Raw genomic sequence first — 26,156 nt, 5'->3', positions numbered from 1 at the left:
TATTATAACATTTCAAAATCAAAATCACGGAAAAAGACTGCTATGATACATAAATCGAAAAACATTGCCTGCAAATTTCTTTTTGGAGCAGTGGCGAGCTCCGTATTAAGTGCAACAATGGTATCAGCTGCGAATGCTGATGTTGTGGCCTCAATACGCCCACTGGCCTTTATTGCCGCGGGAATTGCAGATGGTGTCACTGAGACACAAGTTTTATTACCAGACGGTGCTTCGCCCCATGATTATGCACTTAAACCTTCTGATTTGAAAAAAATTAAACAGGCTGATTTATTCGTATGGGTTGGTCCTGATATGGAGATGTTTTTACAGAAGCCAATCAATACATTACCACAGAATAAACGCCTAGCATTGGCTGAACAGAAAAACATTAAGCCACTTCTTATGGCAGAGTCCCATGAAGATGAACACGACCATGAACATGGAGATGAAGCTAATCATGACAAGGATCACGAACATCATCACCACGGTGAGTATAATATGCACATCTGGTTGTCTCCAGAAATTGCAAATTTTGCTGCGCAAGACATTTATGAGCGTTTAGTAGAGCTTTATCCTGAACAAAAAGATAAGCTAGACGTAAACCTTCGTAAATTCAAAGAAAATATGACGCAAAATGATCAGAAAATTGCTAGTATTTTGCAGCCAGCTAAAAACAAGGGTTATTTTGTTTTTCACGACGCTTATGGCTACTTTGAAAAACACTATCAATTAGCTCCATTGGGGCACTTTACGATAAACCCAGAAATACAACCTGGCGCGCAGAAATTACATCAAATACGAACACAATTGGTTGAGCATAAAGCGCAATGTGTTTTTGCTGAGCCTCAATTCAGGCCTGCTGTGATTGAAAGTGTAGCACGTAATACGGGGGTGAAAATGGGAACTCTCGACCCACTAGGAATTGGGCTGGCGATAGGGCCGGATAGCTACATGCAGTTTTTGACTCAATTATCAGAGCAATACGCCAGCTGCCTGGATTAAAAATAGAAGGAATTGTTTAAGTGCAGCAAATGGCCAAAAGTCTGGCTCAGGTATACGGTAGCCTGTCTAGAACACACAAAATTGTATTAAGTACGCTCACTGTAGCGACTATGGCCGTCGCAATTTGGCGGCCAGTTCATGTACCAACAACAGCTGAATATGATGGTACACCGGATACCATCATTCCGCTTTCATTATTACCTGCAAGTGATGCTACCGACGATATAATTCAAGACAGTAGTGAACAGCTACCAGATGAAGGCCTCGCTGATACTGAAGCAGAAGCCGTAGAGACGGGAGGAGTGGCTGCGCCTCTCGTCCATGAATATGTTGTTGCAAGTGGTGATAACTTAACGACTATTTTAACTCAATTCGGTATTGAAGCTGGTGACGTTGCAACACTATCTAACCAACATAAATCACTGAGAAATCTGAAGATAGGCCAGTCATTAAATTGGTCGTTAACTGATCAGGGTGAGTTAGAGTCATTAACATGGGAAGTTTCTCGCCGTGAGACCCGTGTATTTACCCGTGTTGGGACGACAAACAAATTTGAAGAAGCTAAGCAGATTCGCGAAGGTGAATGGACTAACAGTGTTTTAAACGGTACGGTTGACGGCACATTTGCGCAAAGTACAAATAAAGCGGGCTTAACGCGTAATGAAGGCCGTGAGGTAATTAAAGCTTTACAATGGCAGGTTGATTTCAAAAAATTGAAAAAAGGCGATAAGTTTAGTGTATTAATGAGCAGGGAAATGCTTAATGGTCGCAGTGAACAGAGCCAACTTATTGGTGTTCGCCTACAAACGAATGGAAAAAGCTATTATGCTTTTCGCGCTGAAGATGGGCGCTATTATGACAGTGAAGGGAATGGTTTAGAACGTGGTTTCTTACGTTTTCCAACTGCTAAGCAGTTTAGAGTCTCTTCACAATTCAACCCTCGGCGAGTTAACCCAGTTACTGGGCGCGTAGCACCGCATAAAGGTGTGGATTTCGCAATGCCTGTTGGCACACCAGTACTTGCTGTTGGCGATGGCGAAGTGATTGTTTCAAAATACAGCGGCGCTGCAGGTAACTTTATTGCAATCCGTCATGGCCGCCAATATACAACTCGTTATATGCACTTACGTCAATTATTAGTTAAGCCAGGCCAGAAAGTTAAGCGCGGTGATCGTATTGCGTTATCAGGCAATACAGGGCGTTCGACTGGTCCTCATCTACATTTTGAAATGTGGGTAAATCAACAAGCGGTAAATCCACTCACCGCAAAATTACCGAGTTCTGGTGGTTTAACAGGAAAAGAGCGTAAAGAATATTTAGCGCTTGTGAAAGAAACGAAACCACAACTCAAGCTACAGTAATTTAAGTTTCTATTTTTATCACTGGCAGGTACTTGTATCTGCCAGTTTTCTTTGTAATGCTCCCGTAAACTATTATTATAAGCTATAGAAAGATGGCTATTATTCACTTGAGTACAGCATGAATAAAGATCAAGACACTGATAGTAAAAAAGGCTATGTGCCAACTTTTCACCGTTCTTACCTATTACCTAAATATTGGGGGGTGTGGCTAGGGGCTGGTGTTTTAGCGGGATTGGCTTTCATTCCTGTTAAGATCCGTGACCCTTTACTTGCTAAAATAGGAAAATGGGTTGGGCGGCTTGCTAAAAGTGGCCGTCGTCGTGCCAAAATTAACTTACTTTATTGTTTTCCGGAATTGACCGAACATCAACGAGAAGAGTTAGTTGATCGCATGTTTGAAACCGCACCACAGTCTTTTGTCATGTTGGCAGAGTTATGTCTTCGTGGTGCGAGTAAAACGCTAGCGAGGACACATTGGCATAATCAAGAAATTATAGAGCGCTTAAAACAGCAGCAAAGTAATGTTATTTTTATGGTTCCTCATGGCTGGGCTGTTGATGCGCCAGCCATGTTATTAGCAGCAAAAGGCCAACAAATGGCTGCAATGTTTCATCACCAAAAGAACCCTGTTGCCGATTACTTATGGAATAAAGCGAGATACCATTTTGGGGGGCGTTTGCACTCAAGAGAGGCGGGGATTAAGCCTTTTATCGCTTCTGTTAGGCAAGGTTATTGGGGCTTTTATCTTCCTGACCAAGATCATGGTGAAGAGCATAGTGAATTTGTTGATTTTTTTGGTACATATAAGGCGACATTACCTGCTATTGGTAGGCTAATGAAAGTTTGCAAAGCGAAAGTTGTACCGCTATTTCCCGTTTATGACCATAAAACGCACCAATTGCATATTTATATCCGTGAACCAATGGATGATATCGATGGTAAGGATGATAAGTACATTGCACGAAGAATGAATGAGGAACTGGAATATTTGGTTTCTCCGAATTTAGAACAATACACATGGATATTAAAGCTATTAAAAACGCGTAAAGAGGGGGAGATAGAACCTTATCAACGTAAAGATCTCTACCGTTAGTGTTTAGTTTTACAGAATAGTGTTTAAGCCATTACTTTTTAAGTAATGGCTTTTTTTATTTAAAAGTGTGTATTTATAAAATGAACGAGGGTTCATATTATTACTTGCCTAACATCAGATAAACTAGAACTAATAAATATCAAACCGTATCGTTTTAAGTAATTATTATGCTGATGATATTATCACTAGCAGTAATTAGCCAGTGTAACATTAATCATGAAATTAGATCTTAGTATATATACTGAAGCAGCTTTATTTCAATGTTTATATTGTGATATTCCTTTTTATTTATCTAATGTAAAGCCAACCATGCAGTAGATAACATTACAAAATCATCATTAAATGACTAGCCAGTTATGGTTATTATTTGTATGCTTTACAATAATTATAGTTGAGTATTGGTTTTTTCTTCTAAAATTATTTTTTTTCATCTTTATGAAATTATCATTTTTTTAATTTAAAATTGAAATTATTTATTGGTTATTTATGTTAATTATATGATAAGTGTAAGGCTATATTTAAAATATAAAATCAATCTTTATATTAAAAATTATTCCTTACATACTAAAAAAAAGAGATTAAATAATTTTAAACATATGAGTAAATACTAAGCATTATGTATAATCACTTATTAACGATATATAAAATATATTGCTATATTTTAATTATATAATAAAAATGACTCCCAGATTAATACTTGGAGACTCTATGGAAAAAACTCGAACAACGTTAGATCAATGGATAACTCTACAGGCAGTGGTTGACTACGGTGGTTTTGCTCAAGCAGCTGAAATTTTGCATAGGACACAATCATCAATTAGCTACACCATTAGTAAATTAGAGCAAACATTGGAAATTGAAATATTTTCTTTAGAAAAACGTCGTGCAGTATTAACTAAACAAGGAGAGCAGCTATTAGCGCTATCGAGAGAGGTAACAAATAAAGCAATTTCATTAGAAGAGGTTGCTAAATCATTAAATTATGAAGGAAATAATAAAATTAATATTGTTATTGATTCACTATATCAAAGTGATGAAATACTGAAGAAAATTGGGGGGTTAAGTCGCTCTAGAAAGGATTATGATATTGATTTGAAACGTGTTTTATTAAAAAAAACAGATGTTTTTGAAGTTAAAAATTATGATTTATTAATTACTCACCATTACGTTGAGTCGTTAAACCCTATATTCCTTGAGCAAGTTGAGGCGGTGTTTGTATCCAATCCAAATCATAAGCTTCAACATTGCCAGGCTGATAATGTATTGAAATCAATGGAAAAAACAACATTGATTGCTTTGGGAACTACAGATATGGATAGTATAAAAAGCATCCAAACCATTCATGTTCCTAATGTGGATTTAGCAATTCAATTAACAGAGAATTCGATTGGGTATTTATGGTTACCAAAAAATTTAGTCCAGAAGGAATTGAATAATAATTCATTAAAAGAGCTGAAAACAGCAAATAAAAAATCATTCTATAATTTTTATATGTATCTGAATAAAAATTCAATGGCTAATGAAATTTTAAGATACTACCTAATTGATAATGAAAAAGCTAAATTAATGAGTCAATTAATGAATAACCAAAATTAAACATAAATATTTTAGATGTCATTTTAAAAAATTCAATGTATCCATTAGTTAACTTAACTAAAGGTAAATGGTATATTCCTTTAGAACATCTAATATGAGTAATTTATTTATTCATATAATAGTAATTAATAATTAAAAATTTTATTATAGGAACTATTATGAGTATTCTAAAAAAATCCCTAGCAGTAATAGGGGTTGCTTTAGCTGTAACATCTGCGCCAACTGTTTTTGCTTCAGGTACAATTAATTTTACCGGGGAAATAACTGACATTGCTTGTACAGTTGATAGTAATTCAAAAAATTTAAATGTTGATCTTGGAAAGGTATCAGCTAAAAGTTTAGCTGCACAGGGTGAAGTTGCAGGATTGAAAGACTTCACGATTAAGCTTGTTGATTGTCCAGCAAACTCGAAAGTAACTGTACGCTTTGGTGGTACACGTGATACTGCAGACCGGGATATTCTTGCCATCAACCAAGGTGCAGGTGTTGCAAATAATGTCGGTATTGCTTTATTTGAAAAAGACGCAACAACACAAATCAAATTATTTGATGACTCAAAACAAATTGAATTCGATGGTGCAACTGTAGACTTAGATTACGTAGCTCGTTATAAAGCTACAGGCGCAGCAACTGCAGGTCCTGCTAATAGTAGTGCAGTATATAGCATTCAATATCATTAATTATTTGGAGGGCACAATGGTTGCCCTCTTTCTCACATCAATATCATGGCTGTTTTATGAAAAAAATATTTTTTTCAATCTGTATATGTTTATTTTCTATTTCTAACATCTCTCAAGCGTCAGGTATTAGTGTAGGTGGAACACGTTTTGTCTATGAAGAAAACAAACGTGAAATTGATATCCCGATTTTTAATAGTGATAAAGAAAAACCATTTTTAATCCAAAGTTGGGTTTCTCCATTTAATGGTGAGGGTAAAGCACCATTTATTGCTACGCCACCATTATTCCGAATTGAACCAGATACAAATGGCTCAGCGAGAATTTCATACATAGGTGAACCTATAAATTCAAATGAAGAAAAAATCTATTTGCTTAATATTAAATCAATACCACCGAAAAATAATAGTATTGAAAATGAGCTACAGATAATTATAAACTCACAATTTAAATTATTTTTAAGGTCGAAAGATATTGAACCTTTTGATTTTGAGAAGGTTAATTTAGTTGAAAAATCAGATGGAGTTATGATTGATAACCAAACACCATATCATTTATCAATCAAAAATATTCTTATCAATGACAAGGTTATTGATGGCGCTAGCTTAATATACCCATTTAAAAATGACTACATTCTTAAGAAAAAAATAAATAATGGTGATTCAATAGTTGTTCAGTTTATTAATGATTATGGCGCTATCATAGAGAAAAAACCAAGTAAGAGTATCTAAGATGTCAATTCTCTATACCAAAAATAGACTTATGTATTCTAAAGTTTTTACTACGATCAGCTTGATATTGTATGCCAATAATACAATTGCTGAAGATATATTTGATATCAATGCCATCAACACTGGAATTGAAAGTCAAGTTGCCGATGTGAATAGCTTGGGCTACTTGTCATCCACAGGTGGGCAATTACCAGGTGACTATTTTGTTGATATTTATATTAATGATCAACGGGTGGACAATAAGAATATTACATTTTTATTTGATGATAAAACTAAAAAACTACTCCCTAAAATAACAAAAAAAATGCTACTAGATTGGGGGGTAAAAAACTCAGCAAGCGAAAAATTCTCAGTAATTGAAAGTGATGAATATTTGAACGATATTGCTCAGATTATTCCTAGCGCTAATTATCAATACAAATTCGAAATCCAACAGCTACAAGTTAGTATTCCTCAAATTGGTTTAGAAAATACTAGCCGAGGTTACGTTGAACCGAAAGAATGGGACGATGGAATTAATGTGGCATTTGTTAATTACACTGCAAGATTTAATAAGCATTGGTACCAAAATAGAGATAACAGAGATAATACATTCTTAGGTTTAAGAAGCGGTATTAATATAAATGCTTGGCGTTTGCGTAGCTATAGCACATATAGTAATACAACCAATGAAACAAATTGGAATAACTTACAAACCTATATAGAGCGAGATATCAGAAGTTTAAAAAGTCGATTAACGATTGGTGAAACATCCTCTGATAATGGTGTGATGGAAAGCAACCCTTATCGTGGGATAAGGTTAGCTTCCGATGAAAGTATGTTGCCTCAAAGTGAAAGAGGTTTTGCACCGACAGTCACAGGAATTGCACAATCAAATGCGATTGTTACTATTAGGCAAAATGGTAATGTGATTTATCAAACAACTGTACCCCCCGGTGAGTTTTCAATTAATGATTTATATCCAACTTCATACAGTGGTGACCTTGAGGTCTCCATTGAAGAAGCTAATGGAACAATCCGATCTTTTATTCAGCCGTTTTCAGCGGTACCAATGATGCAAAGGGCAGGTGCATTAAAATATAGTGTAGATATTGGTAAATATAATGTTGATAGTGCACGGCGTAAACCAAATTTTGCGCAAGCATCAGCAATTTATGGGTTACCATATAACTTATCCGCTTATGGAGGTTTTTTAGTTTCCCAAGGCTATCAAGCTTACACAATAGGTACTGGAGTAAACTTAGGTAATATTGGTGCGATATCGACAGATATTACACAAGCATCGGCACGATTGATTGATAAAAAGAAGGCAGAAGGGCAATCATACCGAATTCAGTATTCAAAATATATTCCAGATACAGGCACTTCTTTTTCTTTAGCATCATATCGCTATTCAACAAAGAATTATTATGATTTCTCTGATTCGAATAATTACTTTTATAACATCGATCGGAAAAAACAACAGTTTCAAGCATCAGTATCCCAATCACTTAACGGAATAGGTTATTTATCAGTGAATGGTTACCAGCAATATTATTGGGATAAAAGTGGTTCAGATAAAAATCTAACAATGAGTTTTAGTTCTAATTATAATTCGATGAATTACAGTGTTGCTTATTCTTATACAAAGCAAGATTATTCGAATACCAATGACCAAATGCTGTCATTAAATTTAAGTATTCCTTTTGATTTAGGGTGGAGAAATAATTGGATCAATTATAGCTATAATACCAGTAAAAAAGGCGACTCTATTAGCTCATTGAGTTTTAATGGTACGCAATTAGAAGATAATAATTTGCAGTATGACCTCACACAAAGATACCACCATAGCCATGATGAATATAGTAATTCCATTAGTGCAAACTATATAGTTTCATCAGGGGAATACAGTGCAGGCTATAATTATGATCCTAAATATCATTCTGTCTATCTAGGTGCAACAGGAGCATTATTACTGCATTCTGGAGGGCTAACGACATCACGTACTATTTATGATTCTGCAGTGCTCGTAAAAGCTGAAGATATTGATAATTTAAAAGTGAATAATGCGCAGTCGCTCTATACTAACTCTTCAGGCTTTGCTGTAATTCCTACGGTTACACGCTATGAACGAAATAAAATTAGTGTCGATACTGCAACATTAAGTGGTAATAATGATGTTGCTATTAATACAACAACTGTCGTTCCTACTCAAGGAGCTATTGTATTAGCTAATTTTCAAGCAAAACGCGGCGCTAGAGTATTACTAAAACTGCAGCATGCAGGCAAACCAATTGCATTTGGCACACAAGTTTCTGTTATAGAAAATGAAGAGCAAGTGACTGGAGGTATTGTTGCAAATGATGGGGAAGTGTATTTAAGTGGTGTTCCAGAGCAAAGTATCGTCATTGTAAAATGGGGTAATAGTCATAATCAACAATGTACAGTTCCACTTTCATTATCGTTAGAAAATGAAAAAATTCAGTTTATAGAACGAACTTGTGAATAGGAGTCGTCATGAATAATTTAGGATTAAAAATCGGCATTCCGTTACTTTTATATTCACAATTTGGTGTTGCAGAATTTAGGGCTGAATTTACTAACCAACTTGTTAATTCAAATAAAACACTTTATGTCTCACGCACATTACCGGTAGGTACTTTTATTGGTTCAGTTGATTTAGGTACGCATTCCCCTTGGGTGTGGTGGAATGTAACTGGTAATACAGAAGTTGGTATATATTTACCAAACGTATCTGGGAATTCAAGGTACATTTCTGGTGTAGGCTATGTGAGAGAAGTTAATAGTTCAGGTGTTGGTTATGCTTTACATGGAACAGTGATGAGCCCTTGCTCTGGTTCTGCGTATGTTGATGGAGTAAATACGAAAGATGGAAATATTAGTAATAGGTTAATTTGTGGTTCTAATGCATCATCAGCAAGATATACTGTAAAGTTAAGAGCAGATTTTTATAAAGTTGGTAATAATGTTAAAAACCAAACTTTACCAACCACTTATGCTGCGATGTTAATTTTGTTCAATAATAGTTTTATTGCTTCAGACTCATATGGAAGAATTGAACCAAAAGTGACTATAGGGCCAATTAATATTATTTCGAGTGGTTGCGAAGTTAAAAATAAGTCAATAGATGTGCCGTTCGGTAAAGTCAGCAAATCGTCGTTTACAGGTGTTGGTTCAACAAGCTCCGTGAGTAAAAGAAACTTTCAAATTCAATTAGACTGCGACCCTATATCACCGATAAAAATTACGTTTATTGGATCGCAAGACACAAGCCAAACACCGGGGGCAATTGCACTCAATAATTTAACTGATGAAAATACAGCGAAGGGCTATGCAATCCAAGTAAAATATAACGGAGCACCAATTAAGCTTAATCAGTTAATGCCTATCGTTGAACAAAATAATGTAGGCAAATATAACATTCCGTTGGAAGCTGCTTATATCCAAACTCAATCTATAACAACTGCTGGGGAAGCAAACGGTACGCTACAATTTAATCTACAATATCACTAAGCTCTATTTGCTCTGCACGTAACAGAAGTGAACTGCAGAGTTTTACTGTTTTGTATTACTTATTATTTAGCCATCATTTTGCACTTTATCTTAATTCATCACTAACCTGAAGTAAGTTATAGTTAGCTTTTATTGATGAATAAGTTGAGGACGACTATGGCATTTGATCGTATGGATTGGCATTACGGTGGTGATTATCCATCAGACTTACCAAATGAGAATGGAGGCACCCATATTGGCTTTTATTTAACATGGATTATTCATAATAATTTAGTAGGAGAATTTCATACTGAAGAATCAGGGGAAGAACTCGCATTAGTTAAAGCTCGAAAGTTGGATGGTCGTGAATTTTTGATGACAATGTGTGATGAAAAATTTATAGATGAAGATTTAAGTGATGAAGGTAATGCTTTTACTCAGTTTTACTATGCAGCGGAAGAGAAGGGCTATTTTGAAGATTATGAACGTGTCCTTAAAGGCCATTTACCAACAACTTACCATATAGAAAATTCATGGGAAAATTATGATAAAATTGCCCCTGTAATTAGCGAAGCATATGCCAAATGGAAACAAGCTCAAGGTTAGATAGAGCACTAATATAAAAGACAGCCCCCACCTATAGGCGAGGGCTAAAAGATTATTCGACCTCTAGAATACGACAAGTATTCGTGCTACCTACGGTGCCCATTAAGTCACCCTGAGTGACAAGAACCACGTCACCACTCATTAAATAGCCGTTATCACGTAAACGTGTCACTGCTTCATTAGCAGCCGCAATACCATCTGTGTGGGTGCTACAGAAAACAGGGGTAACACCACGGTATAGAGAACATTGGTTGAGCGTTTTTTCATGACGAGACATTGCAAAAATAGGCAAGCCAGAACTGATACGAGACATCATACGAGCAGTACGACCAGACTCAGTCATTGCAATGATAGCTTTAACCCCTTTAAGGTGGTTAGCTGCATACATTGTTGACATAGCAATTGCTTCTTCTGGGCTGCTAAATTCTGCATCTAAACGGTGTTTAGATACATTCAGGCCAGGCATTTTTTCTGCACCAAAGCAAACTTGTGCCATTGCAGCTACCGTTTCTGCAGGGTACTGGCCTGCGGCAGTTTCAGCGGAAAGCATAACGGCATCGGTACCATCCAACACCGCATTCGCGACGTCCATGACTTCGGCCCGCGTTGGCATTGGGTTAGTGATCATCGATTCCATCATTTGTGTTGCAGTGATAACCACGCGATTTAATTGACGTGAACGACGGATTAATTTTTTCTGAACAGCAACTAACTCAGGATCGCCAATTTCTACACCGAGGTCACCACGAGCAACCATGACGACATCAGAAGCGAGAATAACCTCATCCATGACTTCATCATTGGCAACGGCTTCAGCACGCTCGACTTTAGCAACAATTTGACATTCACAACCCGCATCACGAGCTAATCGGCGCGCATAATCTAAATCTTCACCAGAGCGAGGGAATGAAACGGCTAAATAGTCGACATTAATTTTGGCTGCGGTTTTTATATCTTCTTTGTCTTTGTCTGTTAATGCTTCAGCAGAAAGACCGCCACCGAGTTTATTAATACCTTTATTGTTAGATAATTGACCACCAACAGTAACTTCTGTAAAGACTTGTAATCCTTGGACTTCTCGGACTTTTAATTGAACACGCCCATCATCAAGAAGTAAAATATCGCCTGGAACGACATCGGCAGGTAAGCCTTTATAGTCGATACCCACTTTTTCTTGGCAACCTTCACCTTTACCTAAATTGGCATCAAGAATGAATTTATCACCAATATTGAGGAAAACTTTACCATCTTTAAACGTAGAAACACGAATTTTAGGGCCTTGTAAATCACCGAGGATAGCAACGTGACGTCCTAAACGAGCGGCAATCTCACGTACTTTATTAGCACGCAATAGATGGTCTTCTGGAGTTCCGTGGGAGAAGTTAAGGCGAACAACGTTGGCGCCAGCATTGATAATTTTTTCAAGATTATTATCGCGATCGGTAGCTGGACCAAGAGTTGTAACAATTTTAGTTCTTCTAAGCCGTCTAGACATGTATTACTCCGTTGACCTGTAATGGTGTTGATAAAAGAGTGAAACCATTTCACCCCATTTCGAAACCTGTTTACTGCAAATAGGGATGCTGACACGAGCACAGCTATTATATACAGCCAATTTCTTAATGCTATCAGGTCTGTAAAACTATTAAAGCCTGAAAAGCAAAGAAAAGCATTTATACTGTCAGTTTATTGCCTTTAGATGCTATCAAACCGCGAATCACGTAATGCTTCTTTGACGCGCTTCAAGTTATCTCTAAATTTTTCACCTCTTCTTAACGTAAAACCCGTTGTTAATACGTCAATGACTGCGAGCTGAGCCATTCTTGATACCATCGGCATGTAGATATCTGTATCTTCAGGCACATCAATAATGATAGGTAGGGTAGCGGCTTGGGATAGCGGAGAGTTTTCTGAGGTAATTGCTATGACGGTGGCATCGTTTTCCCTTGCTAAACGAGCCATATCAACTAATGCTTTTGTTCTTCCCGTATGGGAAATGAGCACAATAACGTCTCCTTCAGTACTATTGATACAGCTCATACGCTGCATGACAATATCATCGAAGTATATGACAGGAATATTAAAGCGGAAAAATTTATTCATTGCGTCGTGGGCGACGGCAGCAGAAGCACCAAAGCCAAAAAAACTGATTTTTCGTGCTTGGGTTAATAAATCAACTGCACGGTTAATTGCACTAATATCGAGCGTGTGTTTCACATTATCTAACCCGGCCATAGCCGATTCGAAAATTTTGTGAGTATAGGTATTTACTGTGTCAGTTTCTTCTATATGGCGATTGATGTAAGGGGTTCCATTGGCTAAGTTTTGTGCTAATCGTAATTTAAAATCAGGGAATCCTTTCGTGCCCATTTTCCGACAAAAGCGGTTTACTGTTGGTTCGCTAACATCTGCTAATTGCGCTAGAGTGGCGATACTAAGATGAATGGCATTTTGTGGCATACCTAAAATAACCTCAGCCACCTTTTTTTCTGATTTACTTAAAAAATCGAGACTTGTTTTCATTTGTTCTAAAATATTCATATAGCAAAAGCGCCTATTTCATCGAAAGGAGAAATTTGTGAGTCATCACGTTATCCTATTGTTGATTTTTAATTTCTTGTCGTGATGCTGTAATAGAGAGTGAAAATATACTATGTAAGATATGTAAGCTATCTGAATGCAGGTGATAACTAGCAGCTTTTTGTGAAACTTTGACCCGTATCTAATTTTCAGATTAGTAAACATCCTACATATTTTGTTATTTTTTTACGGAAGCTGTCTCCATTCAGTTAAATCGCATCTTTTTAATACACTAAAAATTATTCAGTGTGTAACATAAGAGCAAACAGGGAATATGTTGTTTTTTTCATCATAAAAACTGTGATCGGTATCATGAAGATTTACTGGGCACTAGCAACAGGGTACATTAGCGGAATTAGGGCTAATTTTAACAAAATTACAATAAGGCCTATCCTAGTTAGGTCTTACATTCCGCAAATTGAGGAGAACCAATATGGCGGTACATAATGCTGCTCAAGCTTGTGACTTAATTATTTTTGGCACCAAGGGAGACCTCGCTCGTCGTAAGCTGTTGCCATCGCTTTATCAGTTAGAGAAAGCAGGTTACATTCATCCAGACACGCGTATTATTGGTGTCGGTCGAGCTGAATGGAGTCAAGATGATTATGTCCACTTTGTCAAAGAAGCGTTAGATAAGTTCTTAAAAGAAGATCTCGATTCAGCATTGTGGGAAAAATTGAGCTCTCGCTTGGATTTTTGTAACTTAGACGTTAACCAGACTGAAAGTTTTGTGCGTTTAGCTGAAATGTTAAAACAAGATGCACAACCGGCTATCCATTACTTTGCCATGCCACCGAGCACCTTTGGTGCAATGTGCCAAGGACTGGGTCATGCTAAATTAAATAAAAAGCCAAATCGTGTTGTCATGGAAAAACCACTGGGAACGGATTTAGCGTCATCACAAGAAATTAATAATGAAGTGGCCAAGTATTTTGATGAAAGCCAAGTTTATCGTATTGACCACTATCTTGGTAAAGAAACAGTTTTAAATTTACTCGCACTGCGTTTTGCAAACTCGTTATTTATCAATAACTGGGACAACCGCACTATCGATCATGTCCAGATCACAGTTGCAGAAGAAGTGGGAATCGAAGGTCGTTGGGGTTATTTCGATCAAGCAGGCCAAATGCGTGATATGGTGCAAAACCACTTATTGCAAATCTTAACGATGATTGCGATGTCACCACCGGCAGATTTAACTACTGACCGTATTCGTGATGAAAAAGTGAAAGTCTTACGTTCTTTACGTCGCATTGACCATACTAATGTGCGTGAAAAGGCTGTACGTGGGCAATATACCTCTGGTTTTGTTCAGGGCAAAAAAGTCCCTGGATATCTAGAGGAAGAGGGGGCGAATAAGCAAAGTATGACTGAGTCATTCGTTGCTTTGCGTGTTGATATTGATGACTGGCGTTGGGCGGGCGTGCCTTTCTATTTACGTACAGGGAAACGCCTACCGGCTAAATGTTCAGAAGTTGTGGTTTATTTTAAAAAGCCCGCGTTAAATATTTTCTCGGAAAGTTATCAAGATCTACCTCAGAATAAATTAACTATTCGTTTGCAGCCAGACGAAGGGATTGATATTGAAATTATGAATAAGGCACCAGGCCTTGATCATAAACACCGTTTACAAACCACTAAATTGGATTTAAGTTTCTCCGAAACTTTCAACCAAACTCACCTTGCTGACGCCTATGAACGTTTATTGCTTGAAGCAATGCGCGGCATTCAAGCACTGTTTGTTCGCCGTGATGAAGTAGAAGAAGCATGGAAATTTGTTGATTCTATTATAGATGCATGGGCAATGGACAATGAAGCGCCTAAACCATACCAGGCAGGGACTTGGGGGCCGATTGCATCTGTAGCGATGATTGCTCGTGATGGTCGTTCGTGGAATGAGTTCGAATAAAATTATCAATACTTGAAATATTAGACGGTGTATTGACTAAAATGGCGGGATAATCCCGCCATTTCTCTATGCTTGTTATATCGTGTTATATCGTGGTTTAAAGAATCAATTCACTACGTCCTGTAGCAGCCATGTGAATAATCGCTTGTTCAATGCGTAAACACGCCATTTTAGCGGCATCAGGAACGGACAGCCCAGCTAATAATTGTGCGGTGAGTTCTGCACCAAATAAATCCCCCGTTCCTTTTGGCGTGACAGGGTAACGTTTGTGGCGGATCACGGCCACGTCATCTTTGGTAACACAGACCACTTCGATATTATCATCATCAGGCTGGAAAGCACTTGTGATGATTACCCACTGTGTATTTCCTTTCAATAAGCTGCGGGCTGCAGTTGTTGCATCATCCAAATTATTAACTTGTTTGCCACTTAAGGTCATGAGCTCGAATTTGTTTGGAATAATTCCTGTTGCTAAAGGTATGACTTTATCACGGTAGACCTCGGCAATTTCAGGGGGAATATAAAAACCACTGTCCTCATCCCCCATGACTGGGTCAACAATAACCGGCAGTGCGGCTCGTTCTTTGCGGACGAGGGTTAACCAGTCAGCTAAGTCTTGAGCTTTTTCTGGGGAGCCTAGATAACCAGTCAAAATAGCTCTTACAGAATCTAAACTACCACGTTCAACAAAACCGTTTAAATAACCACGAAACCACTCTCCAGGTAACTCCCCACCATAGCAAGTGGTATAATGAGGAGTATTACTCAGTACTACGGTAGGGACTGCAGCTACTCGTAAACCTTGTTTTGTCAACGCTGGAACGGCAATGCTATTCCCAACGCTGCCATAAATAACTTGCGACTGAATTGATACGACATCATAAGGTAATGGTGTTGCATCTGCGGCATTTTGGAAACTATTGGAGGTAAGGCTAAAGGTATTCATGGCACTCTCTTCGGCATATTACAATCATATGGCTACTATAAGAAGCTTGTTCAATCAGGTTGTCAATGTTAAAAATCGAATAGTATATTTTAGGTGTGATGAGAGTATAAAAAGTGGAATAAAGAGATTTTTTTATAAAATAATTCCAATGAAAAATTTATCGTTGCCGCTTGTTTATTCGTATAATTGTTGATAGTTCAAGGGTTGATTAGCATATTAATGAATAGTTATGCATATTTTTATTCAATGCAAAAAATGTTTATATTCATTGACTTAATAAAGTTGGCATGCTAAAAATAAGCTGAAATTAACTATCAACATGAGGGTTCGGAGTAAATTGGGTAGATGTCTACCTGATGAAAAGAATAAGATATCATGCTTAGCTCAACTAGCGGCAAGATCAGCAAGTCCCAAAAAAGAACGACACACAGGCTTTTCCTTTCAGCTATCCTTTCCAGTGAACACTACTGGTGTGGTGCATTATAGCGTCTCTCTCGATTATTCATTTCGCTGAATAAACTCAGCAACACCTTGTTATTTATTTGAATTTTCAACAATCGCGCAATAGTAATTTGTCTATTTGTTCTGTACAAAAAACAGGCTATTACGTGGCTGTACATAGAGAGATATTATAATGATTTACTGGATATTTTTAGTATTAGCTATCGTTGCCGAGGTTATCGGTACATTATCAATGAAACATGCCAGCGTTAGTGGTGATTTCACCGGTATGGTGGTGATGTATGTCATGATAGCAACATCATACATTTTGCTTGCCATTGCAGTTAAAAAAGTGGCATTAGGTGTCGCCTATGCACTCTGGGAAGGTATTGGCATTCTTTTTATCACAACATTTAGTGTCATGTGGTTTGGAGAATCACTATCACCGATGAAAATAGGTGGATTAGTATTACTGATCACCGGTATTGGGTTGATTAAATCAGGCACCAAAAAAGCCACCGTTCGTCAATCTGCACAGAAAGTAAAACAAGTTACACAAAACGCGGTCAATGCTGCCAAAACAAATGCTTTAGTTGGACGCGAAGCTAAGTCGGAGGCGTAATATGGCGAGTCATTTTGAATGGTGGCATGCTGCGTTTTTGATCCTAGCCGTAATATTAGAAATCGCAGCTAACATTTTGTTAAAAATGTCGAATGGATTTAAACGATATTGGATAGGTATTCTCTCCCTAATTGCGGTACTCGGAGCCTTCAGTGCACTAGCGCAAGCTGTAAAAGGAATCGAACTTTCAATTGCTTATGCATTATGGGGAGCATTCGGTATTATCGCGACAGTAGCAGCAGGTTGGATTCTTTTCAATCAACGGCTAAATTATAAAGGCTGGGGGGGAATTGTGTTGCTGTTGCTGGGGATGGTACTTATTAAGATGTCATAATGCTCATCATATTTTGCGTTGTCGCGTTGTTGGCTGCATTCGTTAACCCTAGTCACATACTTTTGTATGCCCCAAGGGATTAACTCACTTGCCGCCTAGCGACATCACAAACTATTTAGAGCATGGATGGGCGCTAATAATTGGCGCCCATTTTTATGCAAAGCAAAACCTGTCTAATCAATCAATTGCTGCAACAATCTTAATTTCAACTTTATATTCTGGCTTCATCAACAATGCTTGGACAGTACAGCGGACAGGCGCACTTCCAGCAACAACCCAAGCATCCCATGCTTGGTTCATACCAGCAAAATCGGCTTTATCAGCAAGAAAAATGGTGGCATCAAGAATTTTACTTTTGTCTGAACCAACACGTTCAAGCATGACATCAATTGCCGCGAGCGTGTTTGCTGTTTGAGCAACAATATCAGCGTCAAGGTTTTCAGGCACACTGGTGTAGTAAATTACATTATTGTGAATAACAGCTTCAGACCAACGATTATCCGGGTCAATACGTTTGATAGTCATAATTATTCCCTATTATACATGTGGCTCAAGAATAACAGTTTGTAGGCTGGATGAAAATCAGTTGTTCAAGGGGATAATAATTACCTCAGCAGGGTTAATAAACTCATGGTAAAGTGTGTCCTCATTATTACTAATAAATAGGTCTTGTAGTGCACGACGATTTTTCTGCGGATGGCTTTTTAGCCAGAACAATTCCCGGTTTTCAGCCTCGAGAAGCACAAGTTACGATGTCGAACGCAGTAACTGGGTCGATTGAGCAGCAGCATGTGCTGGTGGCGGAAGCCGGTACTGGAACAGGAAAAACTTATGCTTATTTAGTTCCTGCATTGCGTAGTGGAAAAAAAGTCATTGTTTCTACGGGGTCAAAAGCCTTACAAGATCAACTGTATCACCGGGACTTACCGACAATTATTGATGCCATGGGTTACACTGGGCGTACAGCCTTGTTAAAGGGGCGATCAAATTATTTATGCTTAGAGCGATTAGACCAACAGTCCCTCGGTGGTGGTAGTCTTGAACCTGAAATATTGTCAGCGGTAGTGAGGCTACGCAGTTGGTCAATTGAATCTGAGTTAGGTGATACGAGTACCTGCCATGATATCGCTGAAGACAGCCCAGTTTGGCCGTTAGTGACGAGTACCAATGATAATTGTCTCGGCAGCGACTGCCCACGTTACCAAGACTGTTTTGTCTTAAAAGCACGTCGTAAAGCCTTAGAAGCGGATATTGTTGTTGTAAATCACCATTTATTTATGGCTGATAGAATCGTGAAAGACACGGGTTTTGGTGAGCTAATTCCCCAAGCAGAAGTCATGATTTTTGATGAAGCGCACCAAATTCCAGATATCGCCAGCCAATATTTTGGTCAGCAACTTAGCAGTCGTCAACTACTTGATCTTGCACGCGATATGATTATGGCCTATCGAACTGAGTTAAAAGACCAAGTGCAACTACAAAAAAGTGCAGATAGGCTCACGCAAAGTACACTGGATTTCCGGCTCAATTTGGGGGAAAACAGTTTTCGTGGTAATTTACGTGATTTACTAAAACGCCCTGAAGTGCAAAGAGCATTGACATTACTTGATGATTCTCTTGAACTTTGTTACGAAGTGATTAAAACCACTTTAGGCCGATCACAGAGCTTAGACTCAATTTTTGAGCGCGTCACTATTTACCGAAATCGTTTGAATCGTTTAAAAGATGTGACGATTGCGGGTTACAGTTATTGGTTTGAAAGTTATGGTCGCCATTTTTTACTGGCGCTAACCCCCTTAACGGTTGCAGATAAATTCAGCGAAATGATTGCAAGTACGCCAGGCAGTTGGGTTTTCACATCAGCAACTTTGTCGGTAAATGAAAAATTAAGTCACTTCACTGACCGTTTAGGTTTAGTCAGTGCAAAAACGTTATTATTAGCCAGCCCATTTGATTATCAAAGCCAAACCTTATTATGTGTTCCCCGTTTTTTACCCGAGCTCAATCAACGAGGTCTAGCACAAAAATTAGCAACAATGCTACGACCTATGATTGAAAAAAATCAGGGGCGCTGTTTCTTTTTATGTACATCGCACCTGATGATGCGTGAATTGGCCGAAGAGTTTAAATCCTCATTGACATTACCCGTCTTAATGCAAGGGGAAAGCAGTAAAAATAAACTGTTATCCCAATTCATTTCAGCAGGGAATGCCGTTTTAGTTGCTACCAGTAGTTTTTGGGAAGGGGTTGATGTGCGAGGTGATGAACTGACTTGTGTCATTATCGATAAACTCCCATTTACTGCGCCGGATGACCCATTATTAAGAGCGCGTATCGAAGATTGTGAATTACGAGGCGGAGACCCTTTTTCTGATGTTCAATTACCAGATGCCGTGATTACTTTAAAACAAGGTGTCGGGCGGTTAATTCGTGATACCAGTGACTATGGTGTCATCGTTATTTGTGATAACCGCTTAGTGACACGTCCTTATGGTGAGGTTTTTTTACGTAGCCTTCCGCCATCACCGCGAACAAGAAGTATACAAAAAGCAATTGCATTTCTTGAAGAGAAAAGACAAGAAGTTAATAGAACGAGGTAAATCCCACCTTGTTTTTCTGCTATTCCTACGGCCGTTTATGTTAATATAATCGGCATCTTTCAATTAGAAACTATTAATTTGCCGGAGTTTAGGCATGTCGAGTCGTATTCTTGCTGTTGATACAGCAACAGAAGCCTGTTCAGTCGCACTTTGGTGTGAAGGTGATATTATTTCTCGTTTTGCGGTTTCTCCCCGTGAGCACACGCAAAAAATCTTACCCATGGTTGAGGACGTTCTTGCGGAAGCCGGAATGGGGTTAAATCAGTTAGATGCATTAGCTTTCGGGCGAGGCCCAGGAAGTTTCACTGGGGTTCGTATTGGTGTTGGTATCGCACAAGGGTTAGCATTAGGAGCTAATTTACCCATGATTGGCGTTTCCTCTTTAATGACACTTGCTGAAGGCGCCTTTCGTATAGCGGGGCATAAACAGGTATTAGTGGCTATTGATGCACGGATGTCAGAAATTTATTGTGCCCAATATCAGCGAACATCTGAAGGTCACTGGTTAGGTGAAGAAACCGAAGCTGTTCTACTTCCCGATGATTTTAAAAATAAATTTACTGGGCTTTCAGGGGTTTGGAGTTATGCAGGAACTGGATGGGAAGCGTATCCTTCATTGCTGAATGACTCAGCTTCATTGTCCAATAGCCATATTACGCTGCCTGATGCGCAAGATATGTTACCCATTGCTGCGCAATTATGGCAACAGGGAAAAGTGGTTGCCGTTGAAAACGTCGAACCTACTTACCTACGTAATGAAGTTACATGGAAAAAATTGCCTGGTCGTGAATAATACATGGGAAATTAATTGATTTGAATTGGCTATATCACGTGATATAGCCAATTTTTTATATTAAACAGAAAATAAATCCAATATTGAATAATAAAAATACGAATCGAATCATTCAATAATTTAGGATATTATTAGGGTGTAATAGAATTCTTATGGCTACTTTTAACATATCGTGTTTTGTTTGCTAAATGCTATTTAAAACTGTATTACCTGAATTTATAATGTCGCTAATCGGAGGTGGTCTATGAACATTGAATTAAACTGCCGTAATGCACTTAAAGGCCTTTTTGTTGCAAGCATATTAGCACTGACAGGGTGTGTTTCGATACCTGCTTCAATTCAAGGTTCGGTGCAAAACCCAACAGATAACTTAACATCCGTACAAAATGCTCCTGAAATGTATATTGGGCAGGAGGCACGTTTTGGCGGGAAAGTGCTTGCAGTTAAAAATGAAACAGCAAGAACACGTTTAGAAATTGCGGTGATGGCATTAAATAAATATGATGCTGCGCCAGAACTCAATTCCCCTTCTATTGGGCGTATTTATGCGTACCTAAATGGTTTTCGTGAACCAAGTGATTTTACTAACCGTTATATTACTGTGGTGGGGAAAATCACTGGGGAGCAACAAGGAAAAGTAGGGCAAGTTCCTTATAAGTATGTCACGTTAGATGTAACAGGTTTCCAACGCTGGAATGTTGCACAAAGTGTCATGCTTCCGCCATCTGGCCCGTGGGGTTATGGTTATTATGGTGACCCGTATTTTTATAACCACCCGTGGGGCTATGGTTATGGATACGGTTATCCTGGAGGCCCAGTACCCGTACAAACGTATCTAACAGAATAATGATTATCTTTCTTTATTTAAAAGCCCTGCTTATAGCGGGGCTTTTTTGTTGATATAGAAAAGATTATCTAAATAAGCGCTAACAGATGAAAGTGCGTAATAAAAACATTAACTAAAATTTAGTTTCAATAAAAATGACTTTAGTTAACGTAATAGGTTAAATCCTTTCTTAAGTGACTAGATAAGCTCTCCAAAAACAACGTAACATCATGTATAATTACGCAATCTTGTACAGATTTATATCTGTTTAACTAATTTAAGACAAACAAGGCGGCTTAGTCCGCCTTGTTTTTTCTTGAAGGAACAAAATTTATTTAGTGATAGACCTCTCAACCTTGACATTGTCTGTTTTTCAAACTGGTACGCTGAGTTAATAATTTGTTAAAAGAGATGTTGAGTATAATAACTTCACTAAATTCAGGAGTAACATTTTGGAAAAAATCTGGCTAAAAAATTACCCTGCTGATGTGCCGGAAGAAATCAATCCTGATAGCTTCGCTTCTCTAGCAGAGTTACTTGAAAATGCGGTTTCTCAATTTGCCGACCAACCTGCTTTCATTAACATGGGGGCGGTGATGACTTATCGGAAACTTGAAGAGAGAAGTCGCGCTTTTGCTGCCTACTTACAAAATGGACTTGGCCTTAAAAAAGGGGATCGTGTCGCATTAATGATGCCAAACCTATTACAATATCCGATTGCTTTATTTGGGATATTACGAGCAGGGATGGTTGTAGTAAATGTTAATCCACTCTATACCCCAAGAGAGTTAGAGCATCAATTGAATGATAGCGGTGCAACAGCGATTGTTATTGTATCGAATTTTGCGCATACACTGGAAAAAATTGTTTTCAATACCAAAGTGAAACACGTCATTTTAACGCGTATGGGTGACCAACTTTCACGTCCTAAAGCCACAATCGTTGATTTTGTAGTTAAGTATGTCAAACGCTTAGTCCCTAAATATAATTTACCAGACGCCATTTCCTTTCGCCGCGCTATGCATTATGGCTATCGTATGCAGTACATTAAGCCTAACATTACCGGTGATGACTTGGCCTTTTTGCAATATACCGGTGGAACAACCGGTGTTGCTAAAGGGGCGATGTTAACTCATCGCAACATGTTAGCAAATATTGAGCAAGCAAGAGCGGCTTACGGGCCTGTACTGAAATTTGGGGCTGAATTTGTTGTCACTGCTTTACCGCTGTATCACGTTTTCGCTTTGACAGTTAACTGCTTACTATTTATTACGGTGGGGGGAGTTAACTTATTGATTACCAACCCTAGAGATGTACCTGACACCGTAAAACAACTAGGACGTTATCCCGTTACGTCAATTACTGGTGTTAACACGTTATTTAATGCGTGGCTGCATAATGAAGAGTTCAAAAAGTTGGATTTTTCACGTTTACGCCTTTCAGTTGGAGGCGGAATGCCCGTTCAAAAAGCCGTTGCAGAAAAATGGCAGAAGCTGACAGGGAAACATTTACTCGAGGGGTATGGGTTAACAGAATGTGCACCACTAGTAACGGGTAATCCTTATAATTTAACCAGTTATAGTGGAAGCATTGGTTTACCTGTTCCGTCAACAGATGTTAAATTCCTTGATGACGACGGCAACGAAGTCGCTATTGGTGAGCCTGGCGAAATGTGGGTAAAAGGTCCACAAGTCATGAAAGGGTATTGGAACCGGCCTGATTCTACCGCGGACACGATAGTGGATGGTTGGTTAGCGACGGGGGATATCGCAGAAATAGATAGCGAAGGTTATATTCGTATTGTTGATCGCAAAAAAGATATGATCATCGTTTCAGGTTTTAACGTTTATCCAAATGAAATTGAAGATGTTATTTCGGCACATCCAGACGTTATAGAATGTGCCGCAATTGGCGTACCAAGTGAAAGTACGGGTGAAGCGGTTAAAGTTTTCGTTGTAACGAAAAATGCGAATTTAACGGGTGATGAGCTAAAAACCTTTTGCCGTCGTTCATTAACCGCGTATAAAGTACCTAAGATATTTGAATTTCGTGATGAATTACCAAAATCTAATGTGGGTAAAATTTTGCGTAAAGACCTACGTGATGAAGAAAAATTGCAAAGAGAAAAATCACCAGTATGATTGTGGTTTAGTCTTAAACAAAGAATAGATGACGCCGGTTTTAACCGGCGTCATTGTGATGAAAATAAAAAAGAGAAACTTGTTTTGAATTATCGTTTAGTAACTACAGATAGTGAATTAGCCCAAGTATGCCAAGAGGCTAGTAATGCACCATGGCTCGCTTTGGATACCGAGTTTGTTCGTACCCGAACATATTACCCACAACTAGGTTTGCTACAGCTATATGATGGAAAGCAAGTTTCGTTAATTGACCCATTATTAATCACGGATTTTAGCCCATTTAAAGCACTTTTAACCAACCCAGAGCAACTAAAATTTTTACATGCGGGGAGTGAAGACCTTGAAGTGTTTATGCATGATTTCGATTGTGTACCTGAGCCGATGATCGACACACAAGTTGTGGCTGCATTTTTAGGTTACCCAATTTCTTGTGGTTTTGCGTCATTGGTTGCTGAACATTTAGGCATTGAGCTCGACAAAAGTGAATCACGGACAGACTGGCTCGCGCGTCCGTTAAGCGAAAAACAATGTGATTATGCAGCCGCAGATGTACTGTATTTGCTGCCATTAGCTGAAATTTTAATGGGAAAAGTGACTGAAGCTGGCTATTTGGAAGATGCAAAAGATGAGTGCCAACGTGTTGTCGCTCGTCGGCAAAAAACACTAAAGCCAGAAAAAGCCTACATGAATATCCATAATGCGTGGCAACTACGTGATGAACAGCTGGCTTGCCTACAGTTATTAGCACAATGGCGTTTAAACCAAGCTAAAGCACGTGATATGGCGGTCAACTTTGTGGTGAAAGAAGAGCACCTGTGGAAAGTAGCCCGCTATTTACCAGGCTCTCTTGGTGAACTCGATGCACTTGGTTTAACGGGGCAAGAAATTCGTTGCCATGGTAAGCGTTTATTAGCGATTGTCGAACAAGCAAAACAACTTGATGAAAGCCAATACCCAACACCGGTGGCGAATATTACTGAACAGAGCCAATACAAAAGTGTGTTTAAAGAAATTAAAGCGGTAGTTAAAGATATTGCTGAAAACGAAAAATTTAATGCAGAATTATTGGCCTCTAGACGGCAAATTAACCAATTACTGTCTATTCATTGGGGGTTAAAGTCTTCGGCTACACCTCCTGAGCTATTGGCTGGCTGGCGAGGGCGATTACTCGCTGAACCCATAGCAAAGCTCTTAGCAAGCGTATAGCATATTATGAGGTACAAGAAGAGTACTTCTTGTATCTCATTTAAATAACTTAGTCTACTTTCTCCACCTGTATTTCATTTATATTTATTGTTTGTCAATATATTTATAAAAATATACGTTTTATTTATTAATCAATATATTTATTTTACTTTTATCCAATAATTGTAATTACTCTTAAAAATAGAATTAATTCTTAATGAAAACCCTAATAAATAAAATTAGATATTATAGGGTTTTTAATTAACTGTTTAAAAAATAAAAGATTATTTTTTCTTATTGCCTAATAATAAAAAATTGAATTATATTTCCCTTATTTGTAAATAAAAATCATTTGCATATACTCAATCTCGAACATTAAAGGAAAGCATAAACTTTTATTTAATGTGTCTTTTTAAAAAACTACCTAATTCAAACTTCTATTGAAAAGGACGTGCAAATGAAGAAATTATCATTAATTACAGTTGCAGTATCTTTCTCTATATTTTCTGTTGGTGTTATGGCAGAAACGGTATCAAATCAGAGTTTAAATTATAATGATGGCCTAACAAATATTATTGTCGATAAAACTCAATCAACTATGGGGCCACATGGGGGGAGTATCGGGGCACCGGGAATTGGTTCTCGCTTTATGAAGGAAGGCAAAACCATATCATTTTCTGGCTTAAAATATATGGTAACACAAAAGCCAGACAACGTGTATGTTTTGGAAAGTGGCGGTAGCCCGCACGGTGGCATGGGCAAGTTCCAATTTAGTCAAGTTGCAGATGCCGAGGTATATTTCGGTGATTGGTCACAAACTGGCTTAGCCGATGATGCAATGCACACGGTTTATTTCTCCGGTGCAAATGCAACAACAGAAGTCCCAACCAGTGGCCAAGCGACTTATACTATAGCAGGCATTAACCAATTCGCAGGTGAAGCAAAACAGACGGGTTGGTTTAATGCTGATTTTACGGATAAATCATATACAGGTGCATTAGAAGGAACGAATAGCCACTCCATGATGGGCTCCATTGAAGAAGATGGTAAATTTATCGGTGCTGCCATTGCTAATGGAACAGATCATGGTGAGAGTATGGGACAACTCTTTGGGGAGAATGCTGAACAAGTGGCAGGTATTCTTTTCTATGAGAGTAATCGTGAGCTAGACACGGCATTTGGTGGGCAGAAAGACGAATAATTACTGAAAATATAATTGGA

22 protein-coding genes are annotated in these 26,156 nt (G+C 38.3%); 18 read left to right on the top strand and 4 right to left on the bottom strand.

Annotated elements, in window-relative coordinates; all coding sequences use genetic code 11:
* Positions 1-42: 42 nt before the first annotated feature.
* From znuA to P3L37_RS10390, 9 genes are all read left to right on the top strand, one after another.
* Positions 43-1,002, top strand: coding sequence for a zinc ABC transporter substrate-binding protein ZnuA (gene znuA, locus P3L37_RS10430; RefSeq protein ID WP_004910690.1), 960 nt, complete (start codon positions 43-45; stop codon positions 1,000-1,002).
* Positions 1,003-1,022: 20 nt separating this feature from the next.
* Positions 1,023-2,363, top strand: a complete 1,341-nt coding sequence (mepM, locus tag P3L37_RS10425; RefSeq protein WP_004910692.1) for a murein DD-endopeptidase MepM — start codon at positions 1,023-1,025, stop codon at positions 2,361-2,363.
* 118 nt (positions 2,364-2,481) lie between these two features.
* Positions 2,482-3,456 (top strand): lauroyl-Kdo(2)-lipid IV(A) myristoyltransferase, encoded by a 975-nt coding sequence (lpxM, locus tag P3L37_RS10420; RefSeq protein WP_004910694.1) that lies wholly within the window; start codon positions 2,482-2,484, stop codon positions 3,454-3,456.
* A 708-nt stretch (positions 3,457-4,164) separates the two neighbouring features.
* Positions 4,165-5,052, top strand: a complete 888-nt coding sequence (locus tag P3L37_RS10415; protein ID WP_110731909.1) for a LysR family transcriptional regulator — start codon at positions 4,165-4,167, stop codon at positions 5,050-5,052.
* Between the two features lie 158 nt (positions 5,053-5,210).
* The gene (locus P3L37_RS10410) at positions 5,211-5,732 is read left to right on the top strand and encodes a fimbrial protein (RefSeq protein WP_110731910.1); all 522 of its coding nucleotides are present in this window, start codon (positions 5,211-5,213) and stop codon (positions 5,730-5,732) included.
* A gap of 56 nt (positions 5,733-5,788) precedes the next feature.
* The gene (locus P3L37_RS10405; RefSeq protein ID WP_109913286.1) at positions 5,789-6,460 is read left to right on the top strand and encodes a molecular chaperone; all 672 of its coding nucleotides are present in this window, start codon (positions 5,789-5,791) and stop codon (positions 6,458-6,460) included.
* A 1-nt stretch (position 6,461) separates the two neighbouring features.
* Positions 6,462-8,948 (top strand): fimbria/pilus outer membrane usher protein, encoded by a 2,487-nt coding sequence (locus tag P3L37_RS10400; protein ID WP_109913285.1) that lies wholly within the window; start codon positions 6,462-6,464, stop codon positions 8,946-8,948.
* A gap of 8 nt (positions 8,949-8,956) precedes the next feature.
* Complete coding sequence (locus P3L37_RS10395) at positions 8,957-9,973, top strand: fimbrial protein (protein WP_109913284.1); 1,017 nt, start codon at positions 8,957-8,959, stop codon at positions 9,971-9,973.
* A gap of 156 nt (positions 9,974-10,129) precedes the next feature.
* A complete protein-coding gene (locus P3L37_RS10390) occupies positions 10,130-10,558 on the top strand; it encodes a hypothetical protein (RefSeq protein ID WP_004910701.1) in 429 nt (142 codons plus the stop codon).
* A 52-nt stretch (positions 10,559-10,610) separates the two neighbouring features.
* On the opposite strand, the gene pyk is transcribed toward P3L37_RS10390, so the two are convergent.
* Both pyk and P3L37_RS10380 read right to left on the bottom strand, forming a co-directional pair.
* Positions 10,611-12,053 (bottom strand): pyruvate kinase, encoded by a 1,443-nt coding sequence (gene pyk / locus P3L37_RS10385; protein WP_109913282.1) that lies wholly within the window; start codon positions 12,051-12,053, stop codon positions 10,611-10,613.
* Positions 12,054-12,253: 200 nt separating this feature from the next.
* Positions 12,254-13,099 carry a MurR/RpiR family transcriptional regulator gene (locus tag P3L37_RS10380; protein WP_004910703.1) on the bottom strand — a complete coding sequence of 282 codons (846 nt, stop codon included), beginning with the start codon at positions 13,097-13,099 and terminating at the stop codon, positions 12,254-12,256.
* 472 nt (positions 13,100-13,571) lie between these two features.
* Here P3L37_RS10380 and zwf point away from each other — a divergent pair, with 472 nt between their 5' ends.
* A complete protein-coding gene (zwf, locus tag P3L37_RS10375) occupies positions 13,572-15,047 on the top strand; it encodes a glucose-6-phosphate dehydrogenase (RefSeq protein WP_004910705.1) in 1,476 nt (491 codons plus the stop codon).
* Positions 15,048-15,144: 97 nt separating this feature from the next.
* Here the strand turns inward: zwf and pdxK are convergent, their stop codons facing one another.
* A complete protein-coding gene (pdxK, locus tag P3L37_RS10370; RefSeq protein ID WP_004910707.1) occupies positions 15,145-15,993 on the bottom strand; it encodes a pyridoxine/pyridoxal/pyridoxamine kinase in 849 nt (282 codons plus the stop codon).
* A 634-nt stretch (positions 15,994-16,627) separates the two neighbouring features.
* Between pdxK and mdtJ the strand changes: the two genes are divergently transcribed.
* Together mdtJ and mdtI are read left to right on the top strand one after the other, a co-directional pair.
* Complete coding sequence (mdtJ, locus tag P3L37_RS10365; protein ID WP_004910709.1) at positions 16,628-17,056, top strand: multidrug/spermidine efflux SMR transporter subunit MdtJ; 429 nt, start codon at positions 16,628-16,630, stop codon at positions 17,054-17,056.
* A gap of 1 nt (position 17,057) precedes the next feature.
* Positions 17,058-17,390, top strand: coding sequence for a multidrug/spermidine efflux SMR transporter subunit MdtI (mdtI, locus tag P3L37_RS10360; protein WP_004254980.1), 333 nt, complete (start codon positions 17,058-17,060; stop codon positions 17,388-17,390).
* 177 nt (positions 17,391-17,567) lie between these two features.
* Here the strand turns inward: mdtI and P3L37_RS10355 are convergent, their stop codons facing one another.
* Positions 17,568-17,915, bottom strand: a complete 348-nt coding sequence (locus tag P3L37_RS10355) for a RidA family protein (RefSeq protein WP_004254978.1) — start codon at positions 17,913-17,915, stop codon at positions 17,568-17,570.
* Positions 17,916-18,064: 149 nt separating this feature from the next.
* Here P3L37_RS10355 and P3L37_RS10350 point away from each other — a divergent pair, with 149 nt between their 5' ends.
* From P3L37_RS10350 to P3L37_RS10325, 6 genes are all read left to right on the top strand, one after another.
* Positions 18,065-19,990 (top strand): ATP-dependent DNA helicase, encoded by a 1,926-nt coding sequence (locus P3L37_RS10350; protein ID WP_109913281.1) that lies wholly within the window; start codon positions 18,065-18,067, stop codon positions 19,988-19,990.
* Positions 19,991-20,084: 94 nt separating this feature from the next.
* Entirely contained in the window at positions 20,085-20,783 is a 699-nt protein-coding gene (gene tsaB / locus P3L37_RS10345; RefSeq protein WP_109913280.1) for a tRNA (adenosine(37)-N6)-threonylcarbamoyltransferase complex dimerization subunit type 1 TsaB, read from the top strand.
* 244 nt (positions 20,784-21,027) lie between these two features.
* On the top strand, positions 21,028-21,630 hold the full coding sequence (locus P3L37_RS10340; protein ID WP_004910718.1) for a Slp family lipoprotein: 603 nt from the start codon (positions 21,028-21,030) through the stop codon (positions 21,628-21,630).
* Between the two features lie 431 nt (positions 21,631-22,061).
* Positions 22,062-23,750: a long-chain-fatty-acid--CoA ligase FadD gene (fadD, locus tag P3L37_RS10335; RefSeq protein WP_004910720.1), complete on the top strand. Its 1,689-nt coding sequence runs from the start codon at positions 22,062-22,064 to the stop codon at positions 23,748-23,750.
* An 84-nt stretch (positions 23,751-23,834) separates the two neighbouring features.
* The gene (gene rnd, locus P3L37_RS10330) at positions 23,835-24,956 is read left to right on the top strand and encodes a ribonuclease D (RefSeq protein ID WP_004910722.1); all 1,122 of its coding nucleotides are present in this window, start codon (positions 23,835-23,837) and stop codon (positions 24,954-24,956) included.
* A gap of 436 nt (positions 24,957-25,392) precedes the next feature.
* Positions 25,393-26,136: a Slam-dependent surface lipoprotein gene (locus P3L37_RS10325; RefSeq protein WP_109913293.1), complete on the top strand. Its 744-nt coding sequence runs from the start codon at positions 25,393-25,395 to the stop codon at positions 26,134-26,136.
* The last annotated feature ends 20 nt before the right edge of the window (positions 26,137-26,156 follow it).

This window comes from Providencia sp. PROV114 (assembly GCF_032704305.1).
GTDB classification, from domain to species: domain Bacteria; phylum Pseudomonadota; class Gammaproteobacteria; order Enterobacterales; family Enterobacteriaceae; genus Providencia; species Providencia rettgeri.
This window is presented reverse-complemented; position numbering and strand designations above follow the sequence as displayed.